A 23789-nucleotide genomic window follows, 5' to 3' on the forward strand; every position below is an offset into this window, starting at 1 on the left:
GCCCTTCCTCTACCGGAGGCGTTAATAGGGGGCCCTTCCTTCTACCCGAGCAGCCAGCCGTTGGCCTCGGCCACCCGGACCGCGTCGGCCCGGTTGCGGGCCCCGGTCTTGCCGATGGCGGACGAGAGGTGGTTGCGGACCGTCCCCTCGGACAGGTGCAGCGTCGCGGCCAGCTCGGCCACCGTGCCGCCGCCCCGGGCCGTGCGCAGCACCTCGGTCTCCCGCTCGGTGAGCGGACTCGACCCGGTGGCCAGCGTCTCGGCGGCCAGCGTCGGGTCGACCACCCGCAGGCCGGCGTGCACCCGGCGCACCGCGTCGGCGAGCTGCCGGGCCGGGGTGTCCTTGACCACGAAGCCGTTCGCGCCCGCCTCCATCGCCCGGCGCAGGTAGCCGGGCCGACCGAACGTGGTCACCACCAGCACCCGGCAGGCGGGCAGCGCGCCGCGCAGCGCGGCCGCGGCGGCCACCCCGTCCAGGCCGGGCATCTCCACGTCGAGCAACGCCACGTCGGGGCGGGTACGCAGCGCCTCCGGCACCACCTCGTCGCCCCGGCTCACCTCGGCCACCACGGTCAGGTCCGGCTCCAGCGACAGCAGCGCGGCCAGCGCGCCGCGCACCAGCGCCTGGTCGTCGGCGAGCAGCAGTCGGATCGGCTCGGTCACCCGCGGTCCCTCCCGTTCGTGTCCGGCACCGCGACCCGGAGCAGGAAACCGCGCCCGCCGGGCGCTCGGGCCACCGTCACGGTCGCGTCCAACCGGGCCGCCCGCTCCCGCAGCCCGACCAGCCCGTGCCCGGCGCCCGCCGATTCGCCGGCCGGTCCCCGACCGTCGTCGCGGACCTCCACCGCCGCCGGGTCCACCCGGATCACACAGCGCCGCGCGCCGCTGTGCCGCACCGCGTTCGTCACCCCCTCGCGGACCGTCCAGCCGAACAGCTCGTCCCGGTCCGTCGGCAGCTCCGGCACCGTCTCCGGCAGCTCCGCGACGATGCCCGCGGCGGCCAGCGCCGACCGGGCTCCGGCCAGTTCGGACGCCAGGTCCACCCCGCGGTACGCCCCGACGGTGCCCCGCACGTCGGCCAGCGCCTCCCGGGCCAGCCGCTCCAAGTCGGCGATCTCGGTCGCCGCCCGGGCCGGGTCCAGCTCCAGCAGCCGGCCGGCCAGCTCGGCCTTGACCGCCACCACGGTCAGCGAGTGCCCGAGGATGTCGTGCAGGTCGCGGGCCGTCCGCGCGCGTTCCTCGGCCACCGCGAGCCGGCGGATCTCCTGCTGCGCGGCCTGGAGTTCGGCGTTGCGCTGGGCCAGCCGGCTCACGCCGAACATGGCGAACGAGGCGAGCAGCACCGCGAAGACGACGGTGCTCTCCGCCTCCCAGCCCGGCACGAGGCGCGAGGTCACCGGCGGGGTCGCGGCGGCCAGCGCCACCACGACCAGCGACTCCACCGGCGGCAGCAGGAACACCGCGGCGGCGGCCACGAAGACCAGCGTGGCCAGCCAGTCGCCGCCGGTGCCCGGGATGCCGACCAGGCCGAGCGCGAGCAGCAGCGCGATCAGCAGCCGGGCCCGTCCCGGCGGGACCGGGCGGTGCTGCTGCCGGCAGGCCCGACCCCACTCGAAGATCAGCACGTACGCGACGCCGAAGGCGATGACCGAGGCGAGCCCGAGCACCCGCCGCCACAGCTCCGGCTGGTGCAGGGCGGTGACGAACGGGATGTTGAGGAAGAAGAGCCAGACCGCCGCGAGCAGCCAGCCGGTGAACCGCCAGTGGCGGTTCACCGGCCGGACCCGGTCGGGCGTCGACGTCACGCCGACCACGCTAGACCCCGCTCAGACCCGGGTGGTGTCCCGGCGGAACAGCCGGGCCGCGCCGAGGCCGAAGAACGCGGTCCAGGCGGCCACGTTGGCGACCGCCGCCCAGTCCACCCCGGTGCCGGTCAGCGGCGCGCGGGCGAGCTGACCGACCCCGTACACCGGGGTGAACGTGGCGATCTGCCGCATCACGTCGGGCAGCAGATCGAGGGGAACGAACAGGCCGCCCAGCATGGCCAGGATGGCCAGCGCCGGGCCCATGAACTGCATGACGTTCTCGGCCGGGGCGAGGTAGCCGACGAAGAGGCCGAACGCGGCGAAGACCAGCGAGCCGATCCAGGCGGTGAGGCCGGACTCCAACCAGACGTGCGCCGGCAGCCGGACTCCGGAGGCGGCGCCGACGGCGAACTCGACGAGCACGCCGAGCAGCCCGAGCACCATCGCGGTGGCCACCTTGGTCGCCACGTACGCGGCGGGACGCAACGGGGTCAGCCGCAGCTGCCGGCTCCAGCCCAGCGCGCGCTCGGTGGCCACGGCGGCGCCGGCGCTGGTGGTGGCGACCATGGCCGCGTACACGGCCAGGCTGATCATGATCCAACCGGTGACCGGCAGGCCGTTGTCCAGCTTCTCGCCGCGCGAGGGCAGTCCGAACAGGAGGAAGAACACCGCCGGCATGACCAGGATGAACATCAGCGTGCGGCGGTTGCGCAGCACCCGGCGGATCTCGATGGCGAGCACCGGGGTGCAGAAGCCACCGAGCGCGGGGGGCCGGCGGTCGGCCCGGCGGGGCTCGGTGGTGGTGGGCGAGGAGGTGGCGGTCATGGCGATGCTCCCGGGAAGGTCGGTGTCAGGCGGCGGTGAGGGCGAGGAACGCGTCCTCGAGGTTGCGGGAGGTGATCTCCAGGTCCCGGGCGTCGGTCCGGGTCAGCAGGTGCCGGGCGACCACGTCGGAGTCCTCGCTGTGCACCAGGATCGCGTCGCCGCGTACCTCGACCGAGCGCACGCCGGGCAGCGCGGCGAGCGCGGCCTGGTCGGCGCCGGCCAGCGTGGCCCGCACCACCCGGCCGGCGGCCAGGTTCTTGATCTCCGCGGTGGTCCCGTCGGCCACCACCCGCCCCTGGCGGACCAGCACGATCCGGTCCGCGTACGCGTCCGCCTCGTCCAGGTAGTGGGTGGCGAACAGGACGGTACGGCCGGAGCGGGCGTCGGCCCGGATCGCCTGCCAGAAGTCGCGCCGCCCCTCGACGTCCATGCCGGTGGTCGGCTCGTCCAGCACCATCAGGTCCGGATCCGGCAGCAGCGCCAGCGCGAACCGCAGTCGCTGCTGCTGGCCGCCCGAGCACCGACCCACCGGCCGGTCGGCGATCTCGGCGATGCCGGCCCGCTCCAGCACCTCGGTGACCGGTCGGGTGTGGCCGTAGAAGTGCGCGGTCATCCGTACCGTCTCGGTGACGGTGAGGTCCTTGAGCAGGCCGCCGGTCTGCATCACGGCGGCGACCCGGCCGAGCCGGACGGCGTCGGCCGGGGTGCCGCCGAAGAGCCGGACGGCGCCCGCGTCCGGGCGGGCCAGCCCGAGCAGCATGTCCACCGTGGTGGTCTTGCCGGCGCCGTTGGGGCCGAGGAAGGCCACCACCTCACCGGGGGTGATCCGCAGGCTGAGCCCGTCGACGGCGGTCACCGGGCCGAAGGTCTTGGTGAGTCCGGCCAGTTCGACGGCCGGTGCGGTGTCGGTCATGTCCACGATGCTCCGGCCCGCGACGCACCGGACCCGGGAGCAGCCGTCACCTTCCGCCCGTGACATTTGTCAGGGCGGCCCGGGCGGCGGGGCCGCCACCCGGGCGCGCCTGGTCAGTGTGCGACGCCCTCGCGGGCGCGGCGGGGCAGCAGGAACGCGCCGGCGATCGTCACCAGCAGCAGGCCCAGCTCCGCGACGAGGGTGACCCGCACGGCGTGGCCGACCCCCGCCGTCGCGACGTCGAAGAAGACGGTGCCGAGCAGGGCCACGCCGAGCGCGCCGCCGAGCTGCTGGACGGCGGTGAGCGTGCCGGAGGCCGAGCCGGTCTCCTCCTCGTCCACCCCGGAGAGCACGATGTCGAAGAAGGGCGCCATCACCAACCCCATCCCGAAGCCGACCGCGAGCAGCGCGGGCGTCAGCCGCCACGGGGTGACGTCGTCGCCGACCAGACGCAGGGTGAGCAGCATCCCGGCCACGCCGGCCACCACCACCCCCAGGCCGAGGTGGATCAGCCGCCGGCCGAGACGCCGCGCCAGGCCGGCGCCGGCCAGCACGAACGCGAGCACCATGCCGAGCGCCTGCGGGACCGAGGCCAGGCCGGTGCGCAGCGGTGACCAGCCCAGGCCGAGCTGGAGATAGAGGCTGAACACCAGCGAGAAGCCGGTCAGCGCGGTGAAGAACGCCAGGCCCGCGACCAGCCCGCCGGTGAACGCGCGGCGACGGAACAGCGTCGGCACGACCAGCGGGTCGCGGCCGGCGCGCTGGCGGGCCAGCTCGTAGCGGGCGAAGAGCGCGAGGACCAGGACCGCGCCGACCGGCATGGCCAGCGTCCACCAGGGCCAGCCCAGTTCCCGTCCCTGCACCAGTGGATGGACCAGCAGCACCGCGCCGAGCGAGACGAGCAGGACGCCGGGCAGGTCGAGGCGGGTGGCCCGGGTGGCCCGGGACTCGGGCAGGAAGCAGAGCGCGCCGAGCGCGGCGAGCAGGCCGAGCGGCACGTTGATCAGGAAGATGGCCCGCCAGCCGGTGCCGGCCAGGTCGGCGTCGACCAACCACCCGGCCAGGATCGGACCGCCGACCGCGGAGAGGCCCATCACCGGGCCGAAGGCGCCGAAGGCGGCGGCCAGCTCGTTCGCCGAGAACATCTCCTTGATCAGGCCGAGCCCCTGCGGGAGGAGCAGGGCGCCGAAGAGGCCCTGCACGACGCGGGCGGTGATCAGCGTGCCGGGGCCGGCGGCCAGCGCGCACAGGGCCGAGGCGGCGGTGAAGCCGAGCACCCCGACCAGGAACATCCGGCGCCGGCCGTACAGGTCGCCGAGCCGGCCGCCGGTGACCAGGCCGACGGCCATGGCCAGGGTGTAGCCGGCGCCGAGCCACTGGATGACGGCGGGCGAGCCGCCGAGGTCGGCCCGGATCGCCGGGCCGGCGAGGTTGGTGACCAGCACGTCGAGCAGGTCCATCACCTCGGCGCTGAGGATCACCGCGAGCGCGATCCAGCGCCAGCGGTGGCCGGTGGTGGGCGCGCCCGCCCGCTCCGGCGTCGCGGTTTCGATGGTCATGGCTCCCCCGATCGAGTCGAACAGTGTTCGCTGTCGAACACCGTTCTAGCAACGAACGGCGTTCGCGGCAAGTACGATGTTCGAGTCCCGACCGCCGGAGGTGTCCGTGAGCGACCAGCCCGCCCCGCCGTGGCGTACCCGCGCCCGCAGCCGGCCGGCCCCCCGCCGCCCGCTCAGCCAGCAGGCGGTGGTGGACACCGCGCTCGCCCTGATCAACCGCGAAGGGCTGGGCGCGCTGAGCATGCGGCGGGTCGCCCAGGAGCTGGGCACCGGGCCGGCGTCGCTCTACGCCCACGTCTCCGGCAAGGAGGAGCTGCTCGAACTGCTGGTCGACCGGGCCAGCGCCGACATCGTGGTCCCGGCGCCGGACCCGGCGCGGTGGGCCGAGCAGATCCGCGAGGTCGCGTGGCAGGCGTACCGGGTGTACGCCACCCACACCAACCTGGCCCTCGCCTCGCTCGCCACCATCCCCACCGGCCCGAACGCACTGCGTGTCACCGAGGGGATGCTGGAGATCCTGCTGGCCGGCGGCGTGCCGCCCCAGCGGGCGGCCTGGTTCCTGGACCGGCTCTTCCTCTACATCGCCGGCGACGCCTACGAGGGCGCGCTGTACGCGGAGAAGGCCCGCGCCGCCGGGCAGGACCCGCCCACGTGGTGGGCGAACATGCACCGGCAGCTCCGGGCGTACTACCAGGGCCTGCCCGCGCCGACGTACCCGCGCATCCTGGGCCACCTGGACGAGCTGATGGCCGGCGGTGGGGACGAGCGCTTCGGCTTCGGCCTGGACCTGCTGATCGACGGGCTGGCCGCGACGGCGCCGGCCGGGAGTGAGGGCCACCGGGCCGGGTAACCCGCGGCATGGGTGTACCGACGGGACGGGTCGACACGATCGTGCTCATCCACGGGCTCTGGATGACCTCACGCAGCTGGGAGCACTGGGCCGAGCGCTATGGCGCGGCTTCCGAGTGCTCACCCCGGCCTGGCCCGGCATGGACCGGGAGCCGGCCGAGCTGCGCGCCGACCCCACCCCGATCGCCGGGCAGCGGATCGCCACGATCGTCGACCACTACGCGGCGATCATCCGCGAGCTGCCCCGCCCGCCGATCGTCATGGGGCACTCGTTCGGCGGCCTGATCGCCCAACTGCTGCTCGACCGCCGCCTCGGCGCGGCCGTCGTCGGCGTGCACCCCGCGCCGGTCAAGGGCGTGCTCAAGCTACCGCTGAGCACGCTGCGCTCCGGCTTCTCGATCCTGCACAACCCGGCCAACCGGCACCGCGCGGTGCCGTTCACCGCCGAGGACTTCCGGTACGCCTTCGGCAACACGATCAGCCAGGACCAGTCCGACGCCGCCTGGGAGCGGTACGCCGTCCCCGGCGCCGGGCACGTGCTGTTCGAGGGCTCGTTCGCCAACCTGGACCCGCACTCGGCCACCGAGATCGACCGCACGCGCGCCGACCGCGCCCCGCTGCTGATCACCGCCGGCGGCGAGGACCACGTCATCCCGCCGTCGCTGGCCGTCAGCCTGGCCAACCTCTACCGCAGCTCCACCGCGATCACCAGCTACCGGGAGTTCCCCGGCCGGTCACACTTCGTCGGCGGCGAACCGGGCTGGGAGGAGGAGGCGGACTTCGCGCTGGAGTGGGCGGTGGAGGCGGCGAACGAGTTCTCCCCGACCGTGGTCAGCGAGGCGCCTCGACACTGACCCGCGACGAATCGGAAAGCAGCAGGATATATCTCCGCCGGGAGAAATTGATATCATGGCACCGTTCGCCTGCCGGAGGAGGAAGCACACGGTGTCCCGAACCATCCTCGACGTCGATGACGATCTCCTGGCCGAGGCTGCCGAGATCCTCGGCACCGGCACCAAGAAGGCCACCGTCAACGCCGCACTGCAGGCAGTGGTCAACCGCGAGAAGCGGCGGGAGTTCGCCGACTGGCTCAAGAGCGGCGGCCTGCCGGACCTCACCGACCCGCAGCAGGCGACGAAGCACGAAGCGGCATGACGCGCGAGCACTATCTTCTCGACAAGTCCGCGCTGGCCAGATGGCCGAAGCCAGCTGTGGCGCCGGTGCTCGACGAGTTGTCCGATCGGGGTCTGCTGGCTGTCTGCGGCGCGATCGAGATCGAGGTCGTGCACAGCGCCCGCTCGGCCAAGGAGGCGCAACGGGTCCGATGGTTGCTGCGCGGATTCGACTGGCTTCCGATGCCTGACGACATCTGGGACAGAGCGATCGACGTACAGGTGAAGGCGCTGCACAAGCGCAGCCACCGGGCGCTCTCGATGGCCGATCTGCTGATCGCTGCCACCGCCGAACGACATGGTGCGACGGTGCTGCACTACGACGGCGACTTCGACCTGATCACGGCGATCACCGGTCAGCCGACGACCTGGGTGGCGCCGGCCGGAACCGCTGCTTGATCGGTGGGCCACGGCGCGGTGCCGTTCGGCCCTGGTGTGGGGGTGCCCGCGCCGGGTATGACAGGGACATGAGGGCGAGTTTCCGGCTCGGCCGGATCGCGGGCGTACCCGTCGGCGTCAACTGGAGCGTCCTGGTCATCTTCGTGCTGATCGCCTGGTCGCTGTCGGCGAGCCTGTTCCCGCGCTCGTACCCGGGAAATTCGACGCTCGCCTACGTCGCCGCCGGCCTGGCCGCCGCGGTGGTCTTCTTCGTCGGCCTGCTCGCCCACGAGGTGTCGCACGCGGTGGTGGCCAAGCGCAACGGCATCGAGGTCGAGGGGATCACGCTCTGGCTCTTCGGCGGCGTCGCCGAGTTGAAGGGCGAGGCGAAGGACCCGGGCGCCGAGCTGCGGATCGCCGGCGTCGGGCCCCTGGTCAGCCTGATCATCGGCGTGGTGTTCGGCACGATCGCGGTGGCGGTCGCGGCGGCCGGCGGGGGCGGGTTGCTGCTCGGTGCGCTGTCCTGGCTGGCCGGCATCAACGTGCTGCTGGCGGTCTTCAACGTGCTGCCGGCCGCGCCGCTGGACGGCGGGCGGCTGCTGCGCGCGGCGGTGTGGAAGGCCACCGGCGACCGGACCCGGGCCTCGGTGGTGGCCGCGCGCGCCGGCTGGGTGCTGGGCATCCTGCTGATCGGCCTCGGGCTGTGGCGGTTCCTGGTCGGCGCCGGGTTCGGCGGGCTCTGGCTGGCGCTGATCGGTTGGTTCCTGATCGGCGCCGCCGGCCAGGAGGAGCGCGCCGCCCGGATGGGCGACGCGCTGCGCGGCATCCGGGTCGGCGACGTGATGACGCCGCAGCCGCAGACCGCGTCCGGCGACCTGACCGTGGCCGACTTCGTCGACCACTACCTCTTCGCGTACCGGCACTCGACGTTGCCACTGACCGCCGACGGCCGGCCGGTCGGCCTGGTCACGCTCGACCGGGTACGCGGCATCGCGGCGGACCGCCGCGCCTCCACCACGCTGGCCGAGGTGTCCTGCCGGGCCGACGAGCTGGTGCTCGCCCGCCCGGACGAGCAGCTCAACGACCTGCTCCCCCGGCTCAACGAGTGCACCGACGGCCGGGCGTTGGTGGTGGTCGACGACCGGCTGGTCGGGATCGTCTCGCCCAGCGACATCAGCCGCGCCGTGCAGCGCGGCAGCCTGCGCCAGCAGATGCCCGCCGGGCGCTGAGATCAGTCGCGGGGGAAGTAGACGTCCATCTCCGGGGTGCGGAACTTCCCGTCCGGGTCGAACTCGCGCAGCAGGGCCCGGAAGTCGCCGTGCCGGGGGTACGCGGGCGCCGGATCACGCTCGAAGAGCTTGCCCCAGTGCGGGCGCGGCGCGAACGGGGCGAGCCGCTGCTCCACCTCGGCCAGCACCGGTGCCACCGCCACCGGGTCACCGACCCAGGTGAAGTGCACCGCCAGCGTGTCCCGCCGGAAGTTCGGGCTCAGCCACAGCTCGTCGGCGGCCACCGTCCGCAGCTCGCAGACCTGGAGCACGGCGGCGATCCGCCCGGCGACCGGGTCGAGCGCGGCGAGCGCCGCCGCCGCGTCGGCGCGGGCCACGTGCCACTCGGACTGCAGCTCGTCGCCGCTGCTCGGGGTGAAGCCGAGCCGGAAGTGCGGCAGGCGCTCGTGCCACGGCCCGGCCTCGCCGAGCTGGGCGGTGCAGTGCTCCGGCGACATGCCGGGCACCGGGTGCCGGGGCGTGTCGGCGGCCACCGTGTCCAGCCAGTCGGCCGGGGGCGGCGCCTGGTCGGCGTCCTGCTTGATCCACACCTGGTCGAAGCGGTCCGACCGCCACCCGGTGAAGACGCTGACGCTGTACGCGGCGTCGAGCGCCTCGTCCAGCGCCGCGCGGGGCAGGCCCAGCCGCACGTACTGCCGTACCGCGAACGTGGGCACCACGTCGAGGGTGAGCCGGGTGACCACGCCCAGCGCGCCGAGGTTGACCACCAGCCCGGCGAACCTCGGGTCGGTACGGTCGACGGTGAGCAGGTCACCGTCGGCGGTGACCAGCTCCAGCGCCGCCACGGCGGTGGCCAGGTTGCCGTTCGCCGGGCCGGATCCGTGGGTGGCGGTGGCGACCGAGCCGGCCACCGAGATGTGCGGGAGCGAGGCGAGGTTGCGCAGCGCGTACCCCTGGTTGTGGAGCGCGGTGGCCAGGTCGCCGTAGCGCACGCCGGCGGCGACCGTGACGGTGCGCCGGTCGGGGTCGAGCGCGACGGTCGGCGGCAGGCCGGCGAGCGTGACCTGCGTGCCGGCGGTGTCGCCGAGCCGGTTGAACGAGTGGCCGGTGCCGACGGCCCGGACCCGGTCCGCCCCGGCGACCAGCCGGCGCACCTCGTCCACCGAGGTCGGCCGGTGCCGGTCCCGCGCCGACCAGCGGACGTTCCCGGCCCAGTTGGTGTCGGTCATGGGCTGCATCATGCGCCATCCGGCGCGGACAGGGTTGCTCCGGGGGCCGAGCGGGAATCCTGGACGGATGAGCAGCTACCGCGACCCGAGCCTCCGCGGCGACGTGTACCCGTCGGAGGAGGAGATCGATCCGACCGGGGTGGACCCCGACCTCATCGGCGCGGCGCCTGACGCGACCGCGCCGGCCCCGACGCCGACGCCGGAGCCCGAGCCGGACCCGGTGCCCCGGCCGGGCCCGCCGCCGCGCTCCGGGCAGGGCCGGTCGATCGTGACCCGGCACCTGGACGGATCCGTCGAGGTGGTGATCGACCTCGACGGCGACGGCGTGGCCGACGTCGTGCAGGTCGACCTGGACGGCGACGGCGTCCCGGACGTCACATACCTGGACAGCGACCGGGACGGCCGGCTCGACACGGTGCGGCGGGCGACGGCCGGCTGACCCGGCCCGGCCGACCACGGCCCGCCCAAGGTGCGACGCCAGGCCGTCCCGGCGTGCTCCGGACCCGCCCCGATCCGCCCTGCCCCGGCCATGGCCTGGTCCCTGCCCCGGCCATGGCCTGGTCCCTGCCCCGGCCATGGCCTGGTCCCTGCCCCGGCCATGCCCGGTCCCTGCCCCGGCCATGCCCGGTCCCTGCCTCGGCCCGGTCCTGCCCTGCCCGGTCCTGCCCTGCCCGGTCCTGCCCTGCCCGGTCCTGCCCTGCCCGGTCCTGCCCTGCCCTGCCCGGTCCTGCCCTGCCCGGTCCTAACCCCAGCCCGGCCCGCCCTCGGTCCCGGCCATCGGTTCCGGCCCGGGCCCGGTCTCCGGCCATCGGTTCCGGCGCGGGTCGTCCGGCATCCCGGTTCCGCCCCGCCCTCAGGCGCGTCCGGCGGGCCGGCGTCCGTCGGTCCCATCAGGCACCCGCCCCGGTCGCAGGGCCGTCCCGCGCCGCCCCGGTTTCAACGCCGGCTGTCAGCCAGCTCGACTCTCACCTGGCCACGGAGGCTCAGCGAATCGCTCGCCCGACAACAAGCCGCTGTTCCGAGCGCACGGTCACCCTCCGCAACGCTCCGTCAGAAGCAGTGTCACCTCGAACCCATATGACTCAGAGTCATAATTATGACTCTGAGTCATATCGCGCTTGGCGAGAAATCTCCTCCCGACCGTGCTGGGCCGGCTGAGGAAGCTCGGGGCCGAGTCGGACCGAGCCGAGCCGAGCCGGACCGAGCCGAGCCGGACCGGACCAAGCCGGACCGAGCCGAGCCGGACCAAGCCGGACCGAGCCAGGCGGAACCGAGCCAGGCCAGGCCAGGCCGAACCGAGCCAGGCCGAGCCGGGGCTCAGAGCTGCGGCATCACCTCGGCGGCGACCAGCTCCAGGTGGTCCAGATCGGCCAGGTCGAGCACCTGGAGGTAGACGCGATCGCTGCCGGTCTCGGCGTACCGACCGAGCGTGTCGACCACCTCGGCAGGTGTGCCGGCGGCGCCGTTCGCGCGCAGCTCGTCGGGATCCCGGCCGATCGCCTCGGCGCGTCGGGCCACCTCGGCGTCGTCGCGCCCGCAGCACAGCACCAGCGCGTTGGACCAGGTCATGGTGGACGGGTCCCGGTCGATCGCGGCGCAGGCGTCGCGTACCCGCTGGAACTGTGCCTTCGTGTCGTCGACGGAGGCGAACGGCAGGTTGAACTCGTCGGCGTAGCGGGCCGCCAGGCGGGGCGTGCGCTTCGGGCCCATGCCGCCGAGCAGGATCGGCGGGCGGGGCCGCTGCACCGGCTTGGGCAGCGCCGGCGAGTCGCTGACCGGGTAGTAGGTGCCGGGGAAGTCGAACGTCGACCCGGGCGGGGTGGACCAGAGCCCGGTGATGATCGCGAGCTGCTCCTCCAGCCGGTCGAACCGCTCCCCCAGTGCCGGGAACGGGATGCCGTACGCGCTGTGCTCCTCGGCGTACCAGCCGGTGCCGATGCCCAGCTCGACCCGGCCGCCGCTCATCTGGTCGACCTGCGCCACGGTGATGGCCAGCGGGCCGGGCAGGCGGAAGGTGGCGGCGCTCATCAGCGTGCCGAGCCGGATCCGGGTGGTGTCCCGGGCCAGGCCGGCGAGGGTGGTCCAGGCGTCGGTCGGACCGGGGGCCCCGCTCACCGAGCCCATCTTCAGGTAGTGGTCGGAGCGGAAGAACGCGCCGAACCCCGTCTCCTCCGCGCGGCGCGCCACGGCGAGCAACTGGTCGTAGCTGGCCCCCTGCTGGGGTTCGGTGAAGATCCGCAGTTCCATGCCCCGAGCATATGGACCCGACGGCGACGCGGCAGCGCCCGCCTGCATTCCTTGACAGTCATATAACCAGTGAGGCATATTGCCAGCGTGTCCGTGGACGCCTTCGCCGTACTGGCCGAACCTTCCCGCCGCCGCATCCTCGACCGGCTGCGCCGGGCGGAGAGCAGCGTCGGCGACCTGGTGGACGCGCTGGGGATGAGCCAGCCGGCCGTCTCCAAGCACCTGCGGGTGCTGCGCGAGGCCGGCCTGGTCACCTGCCGCACCGCCGCGCAGCGGCGGATATACCGGGTCGACACCGGACCGCTGCGGGCGGTGGACGACTGGCTCGGGCCCTACCGGCGGATGTGGGACACGCACCTCGACGCCCTGGAGCGCCACCTCGACAGTCAGGAGTGACCATGCAGCGCGACAGTTTCCGCCCCGGCCCGCTCGCCGACGTCGAGCTGGTCCCCGGGGGCGACCGGTGGGACCTGGTGCTCGTCCGGGACCTCCGGCACCCGCCGGAGAAGGTGTGGGCCGCCCTCACCGACCCGGAACAGCTGGCGCAGTGGGCGCCGTTCCGGTCCGACCACGACCTCGGCAGCCCTGGCGAGACCACGCTGCGCACCGTCGACGGCGACCGGGCCCACCCGGCCCCGGCCCGCGTGCTGCGCGCCGACCGGCCACGCCTGCTGGAGTACACCTGGGGTGACGCCCTGCTCCGCTGGGAGCTGGCCCCGGCCGGCGCCGGCACCACGCTCACCGTCCGGCAGCGGATCGACCGGCCCGACCTCGCCCCGATGGTGGCCGCCGGCTGGCATCTCTGCCTCGACGTCGCCGGTCATCTGCTCGACGGTGATCCGGTCGGCCCGATCCGGGGCGCGGAGGCGAAGGACTTCGGCTGGGCGGAGCTGCGCGACGCGTACGCCGAACGCCTGGACCGCCCCTGAGCCTCAGACCGCGCGGGCCGGCGGGTCCGGCAGCGTGATCGCGTCCGAGGCCCGCCGGATCGGCTCGGCCACCCGGCTGACCATCCGCTCCCGTCCCGGCAGGCGCGGCAGGAGGCGCAGCATCGACGTCTGGAACCGGATCTGCGTGGCCGAGCCGAGCACCATCCCCTTCAGGTTGCGCTCGGCCAGGGCCTGGTTCGCCGCGGCGAACGGCCGCATCCGACGCTCGTACGCGGCGAATCCGGCCGCCGGTTGCCCGCCCGCCTCGGCCAGCGCGGCGGCCAGCACGTACGCGCCCACCAGTCCCAGGCTGGTGCCCTGGCCGGAGGCCGGCGAGGCGGCGTGGGCGGCGTCGCCGACCAGGCCGACGCGGCCGGACGACCAGCGTTCCATCCGGACCTGGCTCATCGCGTCGAGGTAGAGGTCCGGCGCGTCCGGCAGCGCGGCGAGCAGCTCGGGCACCCGCCATCCCGAGCCGGCGAACGCCCGCCCCAGCAACGCCCGCTGCCTGGCGGCGTCGCCGTGGTCGGGGGCGTCGGCCGGCGAGCGGAAGAGGAAGAGCGCCCGGGCGTCGGGCGCGCCGGCGGTCCGGTAGACGCCGACGGTCCGCCCGGGGGCCGGGTGCAGCAGCTCGACCCGCTCCTCGCCGAACCCGGCGGGCACGGTGCAGATGGCGATGTGGTGCCCGAGAGGGCGCAGGTACGCCGACTCCGGGCCGAACGCGAGGCGTCGTACCGTCGAGTGCAGTCCGTCGGCGCCGATCACCAGGTCGAAGCGGCGGCGCGCGCCCCGCGCGAACGTCACGTCCACGCCGTCGGCGGTGGGGCGCAGCGCGGTGATCGACTCGTCGAAGCGGTGTTCCACGTCTCCGGTCGCCGCCCGCAGGATCCGGGTCAGGTCGCCGCGCATGATCTCCACGTCGCCTCCCGTGCGGCCGCCGAAGAGGGCCGCGTCCATGGTGGCGAGTTGCCGGCCGCGCCGGTCGAGGAATCGGGCCAGGCGCATGCCGGTGTCGTGCGCCCGGACCGAACCGGTCAGGCCCATCCGGTCCAGCACGGTCAGGGCGGCGCCCCGGACGTCCACCTTGTAGCCGCCGTCGCGGGGCGCGGCGGCCCGTTCCACGACTGTGGGTCGGAAGCCGTGGTGACGCAACCACCAGGCGAGGGCGCAGCCGGCGACACCGCCGCCGGAGATCAGCACATCGGTCATGCCGCCGACGGTACAAGCGTGTCAGACGTTTGTGCAAGACAGAATTGCAACACCTCGGTACGCTGTCCGGCATGGGTAATCGGGAGGACCTGCTCGACGGGGCGAAGCGCTGCCTGATCGAGAAGGGCTACGCGGCCACGACCGCCCGGGACGTGGCCACCGCGGCCGGCACCAGCCTGGCCGCCATCGGCTACCACTTCCGCACCACGCGGGCCCTGCTCGACGAGGCGCTCGTCGGCGCGATGGCGGAGTGGGGCGAGGAACTGGACCGCGCGCTGGCCCGGGACGCCGGGCCGGACGCCGACCCCGAGCAGCGGTTCGAGCTGGCCTGGGAACGGATCATCGAGTCGTTCGCCCGGCTGCGTCCCCTGTGGGCGGTGCAGTTCGAGCTGATCGCCCGGATGGACCGCTCCCCCGACCTGCGCGCGGCGTTCGCCGCCGCCAACCGCCGGGCGCGACTCGGGCTGGCCGAGGTGTTCCACCGCCTCGACCCGGACACGGACGAGGCGACCGCGCTCAAGCTCGGCGCGTTCCACCAGGCGCTGCTCGGCGGCGTGGCGGCCCAGTGGCTGGTCGACCCGGACGCCGCGCCCTCGGCGAAGGAGCTGACCCGGGCCCTGCGGACCGTCGCCCGGGAGCTGGGCCCGGCCTGACGAGCCGGTTCGGCCGGGGCACCACCGGCACGACCGCCGCCGAACGGGCCGCCGTCAGCCCGAGGGCCGGACGGCCGCGGTACGACCGACGAACTCGAAGGTCTGCCGCGCGGCCTCGACGGCGTCGTGCCGCTCCGCGGACGACCAGTCGCGCCCGGCCAGCGCCTGACGGAAGTCCCGCCAGTCGGCACCCGGGGCACGACCGCTGCGCCGGAAGAAGCGTGTCCCCTCCCCCTCGGCCAGGCCGAGCCGGCGCTCCACCACGGGGGCGATCACGCTGCCGCCCAGGGCACTGCCGAGCAGCACGTACCGGCCGCCGACCGCCCGGGGCGTGGTGTCCAGGCGGACGCCGGACGTCCGGTCGGCCGCGACTCCGCCCCCAACGCCGAGCGCGGCCAGGTCCGCCCGGAGCAGCGCGGCGGCCTCACCGAGCCGGGCACCGACCGGCAACCCGGTCCAGTCGGCGGCGGCGAGGTCCCGTTCCAGCGGCGCCCAGGCGGCGAGCAGCGCGGCGAGCGTGCCGCCGAGGTCCGCCCGGCCACGGATCCGGTCGGGCAGGGCCAGTCGGCGCTCCACCACGACGTGGTGGTCGCGGGTGCCTTCGCGCAGCGCGGTCAACATCGGCGACACCACCGCCGCCACCCGCCGGGGCCGGACCTGATCGGACATCCGGCGAGTATGTCCTGACCCGTCCAGCGCCCGTCGACCGGAGTGGCACGACGTGGTCCTCACCTCGCCACATTCCCGTCAATCGTTTCGACGGAATTCGACACGCGGTCCGGCGCGTCCCCTTTCCCGCACCACCCGCCGGTTGCTCGACCGGATCCGAATATGACAATCACGCGACGATTTGCTATCGGCGCCTTCATATTCGAGAGTGCCGCTCACCGACGTTCACGCCGCCGGGCCAGCTCGGACAGAAAGCATCCTGATCAGGGAAAACGCACCTCCCGAGCGTGCGGGCGGGCTCACCCGAAGGCCCGGACGACCGAATTCGACCGCCGTTTTTTGTGTGCAGTTCCACATTCCCCGCAGTCCCGACTGGATTTGCGGCGATGACGTCGGTAGGTTTCTCGGCCGGCCCTCACGGCCCAGACAACGTGACCGATGTTGATATGACGGACGAGACGCGAAGACAGCCTCCACCGGCGCGATCCGCGGTGGCCGGCGTCGGAGAGGGGATCGTGTCCGCGCTCGCAGTGAAGTCGCTCTACAAAATATTCGGGAACCGAGCCGACGAAGCGGTGGAACGCCTGGCGGGCGGCGCACCGCGCACCGAGGCGCTGGCCGGCCTGCCGGCCACGGCCGCCGTCATCGACGCGACCTTCGAGGTACGCCCCGGCGAGATCTTCGTCGTGATGGGCCTCTCCGGCTCCGGGAAGTCGACCCTCATCCGGATGCTGAACGGGTTGCTCCGCCCCACCGCGGGCAGCGTCCGGATCGACGGGGTCGAGGTGACCTCGCTCAAGCCGGCCGCGCTGCGCAAGCTGCGCCGGGACAAGGTCAGCATGGTCTTCCAGCACTTCGCGCTCATGCCGCACCGCACCGTGCTGGAGAACGCCGGCTACGCGCTGGAGGTCGCCGGCCTGCCCAAGGCGCAGCGGCGGGAACGCGCGATGGACGCGTTGCGCATGGTCGGGCTGACCGAGTGGGCGGACAAGCTCCCGCACGACCTCTCCGGCGGCATGCGCCAGCGAGTCGGCCTGGCCCGGGCGCTGGCCGCCGACACCGACATCCTGCTCATGGACGAGGCGTTCTCGGCGCTCGACCCGCTCATCCGGCGCGAGATCCAGGACCAGCTCCTGGAGTTGCAGGCCGAGCTGGGCAAGACGATCGTCTTCATCACCCACGACCTCAACGAGGCGATGCGCCTCGGTGACCGGATCGCGGTGATGCGCGACGGCCGCATCGTCCAGATCGGCACCGCCGAGGAGATCCTCACCGATCCGGCGAACGACTACGTGGCGCAGTTCGTGGCCGACGTGGACCGGACCCGGATCCTGACCGCCGCCTCCGTGATGGAGAAGCCGCACCACGTCCTCGACGTCAACGCCGGCCCCCGGGTCGCCGCCCGGGCACTGCGGGAGAGCCAGACCTCGGTGGTCTACGTGACCGGGCCGGGGAAGCGGTTCCTCGGCACGGTCACCGAGGACGAGGTGCTGCGCGCGCTGCGGGAGAACCGGACCAACCTCGACGGGTACGTCTCGGGCGAGCGCGTCCGCACCGTCACCGAGGACACCGCCGTGGCCGACCTGTTCGCCGACTGCGCGGAGAGCCAGCACCCGGTGGCCGTCCTGGACGACCGGGGCCGGCTGACCGGGGTGATCCCCCGGATCACCCTGCTCAGCGCGCTCGCCAGCGCCACCCCGGACGAGGCGCCGCACGCGTCGGCCCCGCACCCGCCGGTCCCGCGACCGGCCGAGCCCGCGACCGGGCCCGCCGAGGCGGAGCTGGTCGGCGACAAGGAGATGTCGGCATGAGTCTGCGCGAATCCCCGCTCGACGCCGCCCTGCCCCGGGTCCCGCTGGGTGAGTGGACGGAGTCCGCGGTGGACTGGGCCACCCGTACCCTCGGCCCGGTCTTCGACGCTGTCGCGTCCGTGGTCGAGGCCCTGGTCAGCCCGCTCGACCAGCTGCTCAACGGCGTACCCGCCGTGGCGGTCGTCGCGGTGCTGGCCGCCCTGGGCTGGTGGCTGCGCGGCTGGAAGTTCGGCCTCGGCACCGCGGTCGGCCTCGGCCTGGTGGCCGGGATGCCGTACTGGGAGGAGACCATGAGCACGCTCGCGCAGGTGCTCGTGGCCAGCGTGCTCGCCCTGCTGCTGGCGATCCCGCTGGGCGTCTTCGTGGCCGAGAACAGGCGGGCCTCCGCCCTGGCCCGGCCGGTGCTGGACCTGATGCAGACGATGCCGGCGTTCGTCTACCTGATCCCGGCGATCTTCTTCTTCGGCATCGGCACGGTGCCGGGCGTGCTCGCCACGCTGGTGTTCAGCATGCCGCCCGGCGTCCGCCTGACCGAGCTGGGCCTGCGCCAGGTCGACAAGGAGATCGTGCAGGCGGCCGAGTCCTTCGGCGCGCCGCCGTGGATGGTGCTGCTGCGGACGAAGCTCCCGCTGGCGCTGCCGACGATCATGACCGGCGTGAACCAGGTGATCATGCTGGCCCTGTCCATGGTGGTCATCGCCGGCATGGTCGGCGCCGGCGGACTCGGCGACGTGATCATGTTCGCGCTCTCCCAGGTCGAGGTGGGCAGCGGCTTCGAGGGTGGGATCGCGGTCGTGGTCCTCGCCGTCGTGCTCGACCGGCTCACCGATTCCGTGGGCGACCGGTTCCCCTCCGCGCGGGCCCAGCGCCTCGCGCGCGAGGCCGCCTGACCGTCGCCCTCCCCGCCGGCACCCCTGGTTCCGCGTACGCGGAACCGCCGGCACCCCGAAAGGAAGGGAAATTCTGTGTTCACGACAGTGAAGCGCGTGCTCGCGCTGGCGGTGACCGCCACCCTGGCCCTGGGCGGCGCGGCCGCCTGCGGCGAGAAGTCGGACGACGCGTCCGGCGCCGACAAGAAGATCACCATCGGCTACATGGCCTGGGACGAGGCGATCGCCGCCTCGAACCTGTGGCAGCACATCCTGGAGGACAAGGGCTACCGGGTCCAGCTCAAGAACCTGGAGGCCGGGCTGGTCTACGGCGGCCTCGCGAACGGCGACATCGACCTGTTCCTGGACGGCTGGCTGCCGCTCACCCACGCCTCCTACGTGGAGAAGTACGGCGACAAGCTGGAGAAGCTGGGCGTGTGGCACGACGACGCCAGCCTCAGCATCGCGGTGCCGAAGTACGTCGAGGGCGTCGACTCGCTGGCCGACCTGGCCGGCAAGGCCGGTACGTTCGGCGGCGAGATGATCGGCATCGAGCCCGGCGCCGGCCTCACCAAGGCCACCCAGGAGCAGGTGCTCCCGCAGTACGGCCTGGACGGCTCGATGAAGCTGAAGACGTCCTCCACCCCGGCCATGCTGGCCGCGCTCGACGGCGCCATCGCGGACAAGAAGCCGATCGTGGTCACGCTCTGGCACCCGCACTGGGCCTACGCCAAGTACGAGCTGAAAGACCTGACCGACCCGAAGGGCACGCTGGGCAAGGCCGAGCAGATCAACACGTTCGGCCGGCAGGGCTTCAGCGAGGACTTCCCCGAGGTCGCCGCGATGCTGAAGAAGTTCAAGATGGACGGTGACCAGCTCGCGTCGCTGGAGGACCTGATGTTCAACACGCACAAGGGCGACGAGAAGAAGGCGGTCGAGGAGTGGCTGAAGGCCAACCCCGACTACCTGAAGACGCTCGCCTGAGCGAACGTCAGTGACCCCAGGGGCCCCGCCGGTTCGGCGGGCCCCTGGCCGTCCATGCCGCCATCCTAGACAGCGGCCCGGTCGTCGCCCGGCATCTCGATGTCGCCCCGTCAGGCCGCCCGCCGGCGCAGCCAGCCGGTGCCGCCGGCGACCACCGTCGCCCCGATGGCGGTGCCGATCGCCACCAGCGCCGCCCCGATCGCCCACAGGCCGCTGTCGTCGCCCGCGGCGGCGTGCGCCGCCCACGGCACGGTGAACGCCACCGTCATCACCGAGGCGACCAGCCAGGTGTTCAGCCACCAGCCGCCGGCCACGGCGAGCGCCACCAGGGTCAGCACCGCGGCGGCCACCTGCCGGACCGCGTACGGTCCGCCGGCCGCGCCGGTCTCCGGGTCCACGATCCAGCCGGACTCCCAGCTCAGCCAGGCCCACCAGGCGCCGGCCGTGGCCGCCGCGAGGATCAGCCCGCCGAGCACCGCACGTCTCGTCGTCACACCTGGAGATCCTGCCGGGCCGGGGTGGGCGGACGGATGAGCATCCGTACTCGTTTCCGGTGGGGTGCTGGCAGGATCTCCAGGCGTGACGAGTGTGTCCCGCCCGCCGGGCGCGCTGCCGCGGGTCGTGCCGGCGGGGGCGCTCGCGGACGTCCCGGCCGACCGGTTCCTGGCGTTGCTGGAGGCGGTCACCATGATCCTCACCCTGCCCGGGCGCGCCGCGACACGGGTGGACGCGCTGGTGGTCCCCACCGGCCAGGGCGAGGACTGGCGCCTCACCGACGCGATCCGCGCCTGGGAAGCCGACCGGGCGCTGCGCCACCTGCTGGTGGCGAGCACCAACCCGGCCGAGCGGACCTACCGCCCGCTCACGCTGGATCGCCTGCGGGCGCTCGGGCTGCGCCGGGTCGACGGGGTCGTGCTCCAGGCCGAGCCGGCCGGCGACACCGGACAGCAGGCCCGGTGGATCCTCGACCGGGTTCGGGAGCTGGGCATCGGCAGTCTCGCGCTGGTCGTCTCCCCGTACCACCTGGTCCGGGTCTACCTCACCGTGTTGCGGGCCGCCGACGACGCCGGCCTGCGGGTGCCGATGGTCCCGCTGCCCGTGGCGGTCGCCCCGCACGCCCCGGTGCCGGAGGCCGGGGCGTGCGGGTACGACCTGGTGGCCGGCGAGGTCAGCCGGTTGCTCCGCTATCCGGACGAGGGCTGGATCGCCACCCCGGAGCGACTGCGCGCCTATCTGCGGTGGCTCTGGACCGAACACGGCGCCCTGCTCGCCGGCCCCGGGCCCGATCCGCTCAGTGCCAGTCGCTGATCCGCACGTCGCGCGGCGACGGCGCGCCCTCGCCGGTCTCCACCAGCGACTTCAGGCTCAGCAGGTAGGACCCCCACTTCGTGCCGCAGTGGTGCATGAACTCGACCGGCTCACGCCAACCCCGGTGGGCGAAGAGCACGATCGTCCAGTCGCCGTCCTGGCGCAGGTCCCACTCGACGGTGGTGCCGACCCACTCCGGCGGGCCGTCCACCACCCGCCAGACCACCCGCTCGGACGGCCGCAGCTCGACGACCTCCATGTCGAACCCGCCGGGCGGGAAGCGGAACTCCAGGACGCCACCGACCTCGGGACTGCCCGTCGTGTCGTCGGTCCACCAGCCGGCCAGTCCGTCGACGGTCGTCAACGCCTCGTACGCCGTCGCGGGGTCCGGGGTCCGCACCCCGATCCGGTGCAGGATGTCCACCATCTCGATCTCCTCGTCTCGTCACTCCGATTGGGTGCGCTGGATCTCCTCGGCGATCCGCTTGATCCGCCGCAGGCGGGCGTCCCAGGCGGAGCCGACCGACGCGAGTTGGGCCACCGCACGGGCGAGCTGGGCGTCGTCGACGCGGTAGCGCCGCTCGCGGCCGGCCGGGTCGCCCCGGACCAGACCGACCCGGTCCAGGACGCCGAGGTGCTTGGCCACCGCCTGGCGGGTCACCGGCATCTGCCGGCTCAGCGACGTGGCGGTGCCGCCGCCCTCGGCGAGCAGCAGGTCGAGCATCCGGCGGCGGGTCGGGTCCCCGATCGCGGACCACAGGTCGTCGTCGACCGGCTCGACCAGGGTGCTGGTCACGGCCGGACGGCCAGCGTCGCGGCGTAGGGCGGCAGTTGCGGCAGGAAGTGGTCCCAGCCGCTGACGTGGTCCCGGTACTGCTGCTCCAGCACGGCGATCTCCCAGCCCATCTCCCGGAAGCCGGTCTCGGTCATCCGCAGCAGGGTGCCGGCGCCCGACGGGGTCAGCTCGAACGTGACGAGCAGCGAGTTGCCCTCCACCGGCGTCTCGCCGGCGGGGTGGGTCCAGCGGAACGAGAACGTCCGGGGCGGGCGGGCCTCGACGACGGTGAACGGGACGACGGTGTCGCCGAAGACGATCTCCCCGGGCGCGCCGGGGGTCGGGGTGTAGCGGGCCTCGTCGGGCCACCATCTCGACAGGTGCTCGGGGCTGCTCACCACCTCGAAGACGATGTCGGGCGACGCCTCGACGAAGATCTCCCGCTCGATGGTCCCGTACTCCATGGCAACCTCCTGCAACCGTTGGTTGCACATGACGCTAGCCGCCCCCGGCCCGACGCGCAACCATTTGTTGCATGTGCGTGGTGGTGCCAGCGTCGTGTGCGTCCGCTGCCAGCGCCACCCACCAGGGTCGGTGCCATGACGTACGCATTCGAGGCGGAGGGCCTGGTCAAGCGGTTCGGTACGACGACCGCGCTGGCCGGGATCGACCTCGCCGCACGACGGGGGACCGTGCTGGGGGTGCTGGGGCCCAACGGCGCCGGCAAGACCACGGCGGTGCGGATCCTCGCCACCCTGTTACGCCCGGACTCCGGGCGCGCCACCGTCGGCGGTCACGACGTGGTCCGCGAGGCCGCCGAGGTACGCCGGCTGATCGGGCTCACCGGCCAGTACGCCTCGGTCGACGAGGACCTGACCGGCACGCAGAACCTGGTGCTGATCGGCCGCCTGCTCGACCTGAGCCGGCGCGAGGCCCGGGCCCGGGCGACCGAACTGCTCGCCTGGTTCGACCTGAGCGCCGCGGCCGGACGGCCGGCCAAGACGTACTCCGGCGGGATGCGCCGCCGGCTGGACCTGGCCGCGAGCCTGGTCGGCCGGCCGGAGGTGATCTACCTGGACGAACCGACCACCGGTCTGGACCCGGCCAAGCGCGAGGAGATGTGGGGCGTGGTCCGCTCGCTGGTGGACGACGGCTCGACGGTGCTGCTGACCACGCAGTACCTGGACGAGGCCGACGCGCTGGCCGACGAGATCTCGGTGATCGACCACGGCCGGGTGATCGCCCACGGCACGCCGGGTGAGCTGAAGCGGATCGCCGGCAGCCAGACGATCGTGGTCCGGCCGAGCGAGCCCGACCGGATCGGCGAGGTCGCCGAGATCCTGCGGGCCAGCACCGGCGCCGAACCGGAACTGCCCCGACCCGGCCTGCTCACCGTGCCGGTCGAGGGCGACGCCCCGTTCACCGCCGTGGTCCGCCGGCTCGACGACGCCGGCATCGGGGTGGCCGAGCTGGCGCTGCGACTGCCCAGCCTCGACGAGGTGTTCTTCACGTTGACCAGCCACGGCGCCGACGAGTCCACGGAGGTGGCGGCATGACCACGACCACCCGCGCGGCGGCCACGCGGCCCCGCACCCGCGCGCCCCGGGGCGCCGCCCGTAGGTTCGGACTGGCCCGGCACAGCCTCGCGCTCGCCGGCCGCAGCCTGATCAAGACGCTCCGCACACCGGAGCAACTGCTGGACGTCACGCTCCAGCCGGTCATCTTCGTGCTGATCTTCGTCTACCTGCTCGGCGGCGCGATCTCCGGCTCGCAGCACGCGTACCTGGAGTTCCTGCTCCCGGCGATCATGGTGCAGACGGTGCTCTTCGCGTCCATCGCGACCGGCGTCAGCCTCAACACCGACGTCGAGAAGGGCGTCTTCGACCGGTTCCGCAGCCTGCCCATCGCCCGGTCCGCGCCGTTGGTCGGCTCCGTGGTCGGCGACCTGGTCCGGTTCGTGGTCTCCATCGTGGTGCTGTTCGCGTTCGGCTACGCCATCGGCTTCCGGATCGGCACCGACCCGCTGTCCACGCTGGCCGCCTGCCTGCTGACCATCGCGTTCGCGTTCGCGGTCAGTTGGATCGGCGTGCTGCTGGGCGTGGTGATGCGCAGCCCGGGCGCCGTGCAGGGCACCGCGTTCCTGGTGCTGTTCCCGCTCACCTTCGGCACCAACATGATGGTGCCGACCGACACGCTGCCCGGGTGGTTGCAGTGGTGGGTCGGGATCAACCCGGTGGCCGACGTGATGGAGGCGGCCCGGGGCCTGATCATCGGCGGCCCGGTGGCCGGGCCGGTGACCCGGTCGCTGCTCTGGACCGTGGCGATCATCGCGGTGTTCGCGCCGCTCGCGGTGCGGGCCTACCGACGTCGCGCCTGA

At 73.5% G+C, this 23789-nt stretch carries 28 protein-coding genes; 15 read left to right on the forward strand and 13 right to left on the reverse strand.

From position 1 onward, the window contains the following. Positions 1–41 precede the first annotated feature (41 nt). The 5 genes from ACN27B_RS02030 to ACN27B_RS02050 all read right to left on the reverse strand — a co-directional run bounded on the left by ACN27B_RS02030 (position 42) and on the right by ACN27B_RS02050 (position 5101). Positions 42–662, reverse strand: a complete 621-nt coding sequence (locus ACN27B_RS02030) for a response regulator (protein ID WP_091572455.1) — start codon at positions 660–662, stop codon at positions 42–44. Next, entirely contained in the window at positions 659–1804 is a 1146-nt protein-coding gene (locus tag ACN27B_RS02035) for a sensor histidine kinase (RefSeq protein WP_422743226.1), read from the reverse strand. Before ACN27B_RS02035 ends, ACN27B_RS02030 begins: the two co-directional genes overlap by 4 nt. Before the next feature lie 21 nt (positions 1805–1825). Further along, positions 1826–2629: an ABC transporter permease gene (locus ACN27B_RS02040; protein WP_099164107.1), complete on the reverse strand. Its 804-nt coding sequence runs from the start codon at positions 2627–2629 to the stop codon at positions 1826–1828. Positions 2630–2654: 25 nt separating this feature from the next. Beyond that, positions 2655–3542 carry an ABC transporter ATP-binding protein gene (locus ACN27B_RS02045; protein WP_422743228.1) on the reverse strand — a complete coding sequence of 296 codons (888 nt, stop codon included), beginning with the start codon at positions 3540–3542 and terminating at the stop codon, positions 2655–2657. 113 nt (positions 3543–3655) lie between these two features. Next, on the reverse strand, positions 3656–5101 hold the full coding sequence (locus tag ACN27B_RS02050) for an MFS transporter (protein ID WP_422743230.1): 1446 nt from the start codon (positions 5099–5101) through the stop codon (positions 3656–3658). Between the two features lie 106 nt (positions 5102–5207). Here ACN27B_RS02050 and ACN27B_RS02055 point away from each other — a divergent pair, with 106 nt between their 5' ends. The 5 genes from ACN27B_RS02055 (at position 5208) to ACN27B_RS02075 (ending at position 8729) form a co-directional block, all read left to right on the forward strand. Then, a complete protein-coding gene (locus tag ACN27B_RS02055) occupies positions 5208–5951 on the forward strand; it encodes a TetR/AcrR family transcriptional regulator (protein ID WP_099164963.1) in 744 nt (247 codons plus the stop codon). A gap of 139 nt (positions 5952–6090) precedes the next feature. Then, a complete protein-coding gene (locus ACN27B_RS02060) occupies positions 6091–6804 on the forward strand; it encodes an alpha/beta hydrolase (protein WP_422743233.1) in 714 nt (237 codons plus the stop codon). 91 nt (positions 6805–6895) lie between these two features. Continuing rightward, positions 6896–7105, forward strand: coding sequence for a type II toxin-antitoxin system VapB family antitoxin (locus ACN27B_RS02065; protein ID WP_099164104.1), 210 nt, complete (start codon positions 6896–6898; stop codon positions 7103–7105). Continuing rightward, the gene (locus tag ACN27B_RS02070; protein WP_422743235.1) at positions 7102–7521 is read left to right on the forward strand and encodes a PIN domain nuclease; all 420 of its coding nucleotides are present in this window, start codon (positions 7102–7104) and stop codon (positions 7519–7521) included. The genes ACN27B_RS02065 and ACN27B_RS02070 overlap by 4 nt, the downstream gene beginning before the upstream one ends. 68 nt (positions 7522–7589) lie before the next feature. Continuing rightward, complete coding sequence (locus ACN27B_RS02075; protein ID WP_099164102.1) at positions 7590–8729, forward strand: site-2 protease family protein; 1140 nt, start codon at positions 7590–7592, stop codon at positions 8727–8729. 2 nt (positions 8730–8731) lie between these two features. Here the strand turns inward: ACN27B_RS02075 and ACN27B_RS02080 are convergent, their stop codons facing one another. Beyond that, on the reverse strand, positions 8732–9958 hold the full coding sequence (locus tag ACN27B_RS02080) for an FAD-binding protein (RefSeq protein ID WP_422743237.1): 1227 nt from the start codon (positions 9956–9958) through the stop codon (positions 8732–8734). Between the two features lie 67 nt (positions 9959–10025). Between ACN27B_RS02080 and ACN27B_RS02085 the strand changes: the two genes are divergently transcribed. Next, the gene (locus ACN27B_RS02085) at positions 10026–10397 is read left to right on the forward strand and encodes a hypothetical protein (RefSeq protein ID WP_422743239.1); all 372 of its coding nucleotides are present in this window, start codon (positions 10026–10028) and stop codon (positions 10395–10397) included. 878 nt (positions 10398–11275) lie between these two features. Here the strand turns inward: ACN27B_RS02085 and ACN27B_RS02090 are convergent. Then, complete coding sequence (locus tag ACN27B_RS02090) at positions 11276–12205, reverse strand: LLM class F420-dependent oxidoreductase (protein ID WP_422743241.1); 930 nt, start codon at positions 12203–12205, stop codon at positions 11276–11278. 87 nt (positions 12206–12292) lie between these two features. On the opposite strand from ACN27B_RS02090, the gene ACN27B_RS02095 reads away from it, so the two are divergent. Both ACN27B_RS02095 and ACN27B_RS02100 read left to right on the forward strand, forming a co-directional pair. Then, positions 12293–12601, forward strand: coding sequence for an ArsR/SmtB family transcription factor (locus tag ACN27B_RS02095; RefSeq protein WP_172967944.1), 309 nt, complete (start codon positions 12293–12295; stop codon positions 12599–12601). A 2-nt stretch (positions 12602–12603) separates the two neighbouring features. Next, the gene (locus ACN27B_RS02100) at positions 12604–13134 is read left to right on the forward strand and encodes an SRPBCC family protein (RefSeq protein WP_422743244.1); all 531 of its coding nucleotides are present in this window, start codon (positions 12604–12606) and stop codon (positions 13132–13134) included. Between the two features lie 3 nt (positions 13135–13137). Here the strand turns inward: ACN27B_RS02100 and ACN27B_RS02105 are convergent, their stop codons facing one another. Next, on the reverse strand, positions 13138–14343 hold the full coding sequence (locus ACN27B_RS02105) for an FAD-dependent monooxygenase (RefSeq protein ID WP_422743246.1): 1206 nt from the start codon (positions 14341–14343) through the stop codon (positions 13138–13140). 71 nt (positions 14344–14414) lie between these two features. Here ACN27B_RS02105 and ACN27B_RS02110 point away from each other — a divergent pair, with 71 nt between their 5' ends. Further along, positions 14415–14996, forward strand: coding sequence for a TetR/AcrR family transcriptional regulator (locus ACN27B_RS02110; RefSeq protein WP_099164096.1), 582 nt, complete (start codon positions 14415–14417; stop codon positions 14994–14996). 54 nt (positions 14997–15050) lie between these two features. On the opposite strand, the gene ACN27B_RS02115 is transcribed toward ACN27B_RS02110, so the two are convergent. Further along, positions 15051–15665 carry a biliverdin-producing heme oxygenase gene (locus ACN27B_RS02115; RefSeq protein ID WP_099164095.1) on the reverse strand — a complete coding sequence of 205 codons (615 nt, stop codon included), beginning with the start codon at positions 15663–15665 and terminating at the stop codon, positions 15051–15053. A 515-nt stretch (positions 15666–16180) separates the two neighbouring features. Between ACN27B_RS02115 and ACN27B_RS02120 the strand changes: the two genes are divergently transcribed. The 3 genes from ACN27B_RS02120 (at position 16181) to ACN27B_RS02130 (ending at position 19329) form a co-directional block, all read left to right on the forward strand. Next, a complete protein-coding gene (locus ACN27B_RS02120; RefSeq protein WP_422743252.1) occupies positions 16181–17476 on the forward strand; it encodes a quaternary amine ABC transporter ATP-binding protein in 1296 nt (431 codons plus the stop codon). Beyond that, positions 17473–18366, forward strand: a complete 894-nt coding sequence (locus tag ACN27B_RS02125; protein WP_091572396.1) for an ABC transporter permease — start codon at positions 17473–17475, stop codon at positions 18364–18366. Before ACN27B_RS02120 ends, ACN27B_RS02125 begins: the two co-directional genes overlap by 4 nt. Positions 18367–18441: 75 nt before the next feature. Then, positions 18442–19329 carry a glycine betaine ABC transporter substrate-binding protein gene (locus ACN27B_RS02130; protein ID WP_099164092.1) on the forward strand — a complete coding sequence of 296 codons (888 nt, stop codon included), beginning with the start codon at positions 18442–18444 and terminating at the stop codon, positions 19327–19329. A 110-nt stretch (positions 19330–19439) separates the two neighbouring features. On the opposite strand, the gene ACN27B_RS02135 is transcribed toward ACN27B_RS02130, so the two are convergent. Further along, positions 19440–19823: a hypothetical protein gene (locus ACN27B_RS02135; protein ID WP_422743253.1), complete on the reverse strand. Its 384-nt coding sequence runs from the start codon at positions 19821–19823 to the stop codon at positions 19440–19442. 85 nt (positions 19824–19908) lie between these two features. On the opposite strand from ACN27B_RS02135, the gene ACN27B_RS02140 reads away from it, so the two are divergent. Beyond that, positions 19909–20637, forward strand: a complete 729-nt coding sequence (locus ACN27B_RS02140; RefSeq protein WP_422743254.1) for a hypothetical protein — start codon at positions 19909–19911, stop codon at positions 20635–20637. Here ACN27B_RS02140 and ACN27B_RS02145 read toward each other — a convergent pair. From ACN27B_RS02145 to ACN27B_RS02155, 3 genes are read right to left on the reverse strand one after another with little or no spacing between them, the layout of a single operon-like run. Further along, a complete protein-coding gene (locus ACN27B_RS02145; RefSeq protein ID WP_099164090.1) occupies positions 20621–21064 on the reverse strand; it encodes an SRPBCC family protein in 444 nt (147 codons plus the stop codon). The two genes, ACN27B_RS02140 and ACN27B_RS02145, sit on opposite strands and share 17 nt — an antisense overlap. 18 nt (positions 21065–21082) lie before the next feature. Then, positions 21083–21433 carry an ArsR/SmtB family transcription factor gene (locus ACN27B_RS02150; protein ID WP_099164089.1) on the reverse strand — a complete coding sequence of 117 codons (351 nt, stop codon included), beginning with the start codon at positions 21431–21433 and terminating at the stop codon, positions 21083–21085. Next, on the reverse strand, positions 21430–21876 hold the full coding sequence (locus ACN27B_RS02155; protein WP_099164088.1) for an SRPBCC family protein: 447 nt from the start codon (positions 21874–21876) through the stop codon (positions 21430–21432). Before ACN27B_RS02155 ends, ACN27B_RS02150 begins: the two co-directional genes overlap by 4 nt. A gap of 135 nt (positions 21877–22011) precedes the next feature. Between ACN27B_RS02155 and ACN27B_RS02160 the strand changes: the two genes are divergently transcribed. Then, a complete protein-coding gene (locus ACN27B_RS02160) occupies positions 22012–22968 on the forward strand; it encodes an ATP-binding cassette domain-containing protein (protein WP_422743255.1) in 957 nt (318 codons plus the stop codon). Next, entirely contained in the window at positions 22965–23789 is an 825-nt protein-coding gene (locus tag ACN27B_RS02165) for an ABC transporter permease (RefSeq protein ID WP_422743256.1), read from the forward strand. The genes ACN27B_RS02160 and ACN27B_RS02165 overlap by 4 nt, the downstream gene beginning before the upstream one ends.

This window comes from Micromonospora sp. WMMD754 (genome assembly GCF_049315235.1).
Lineage (GTDB): Bacteria > Actinomycetota > Actinomycetes > Mycobacteriales > Micromonosporaceae > Micromonospora > Micromonospora sediminicola.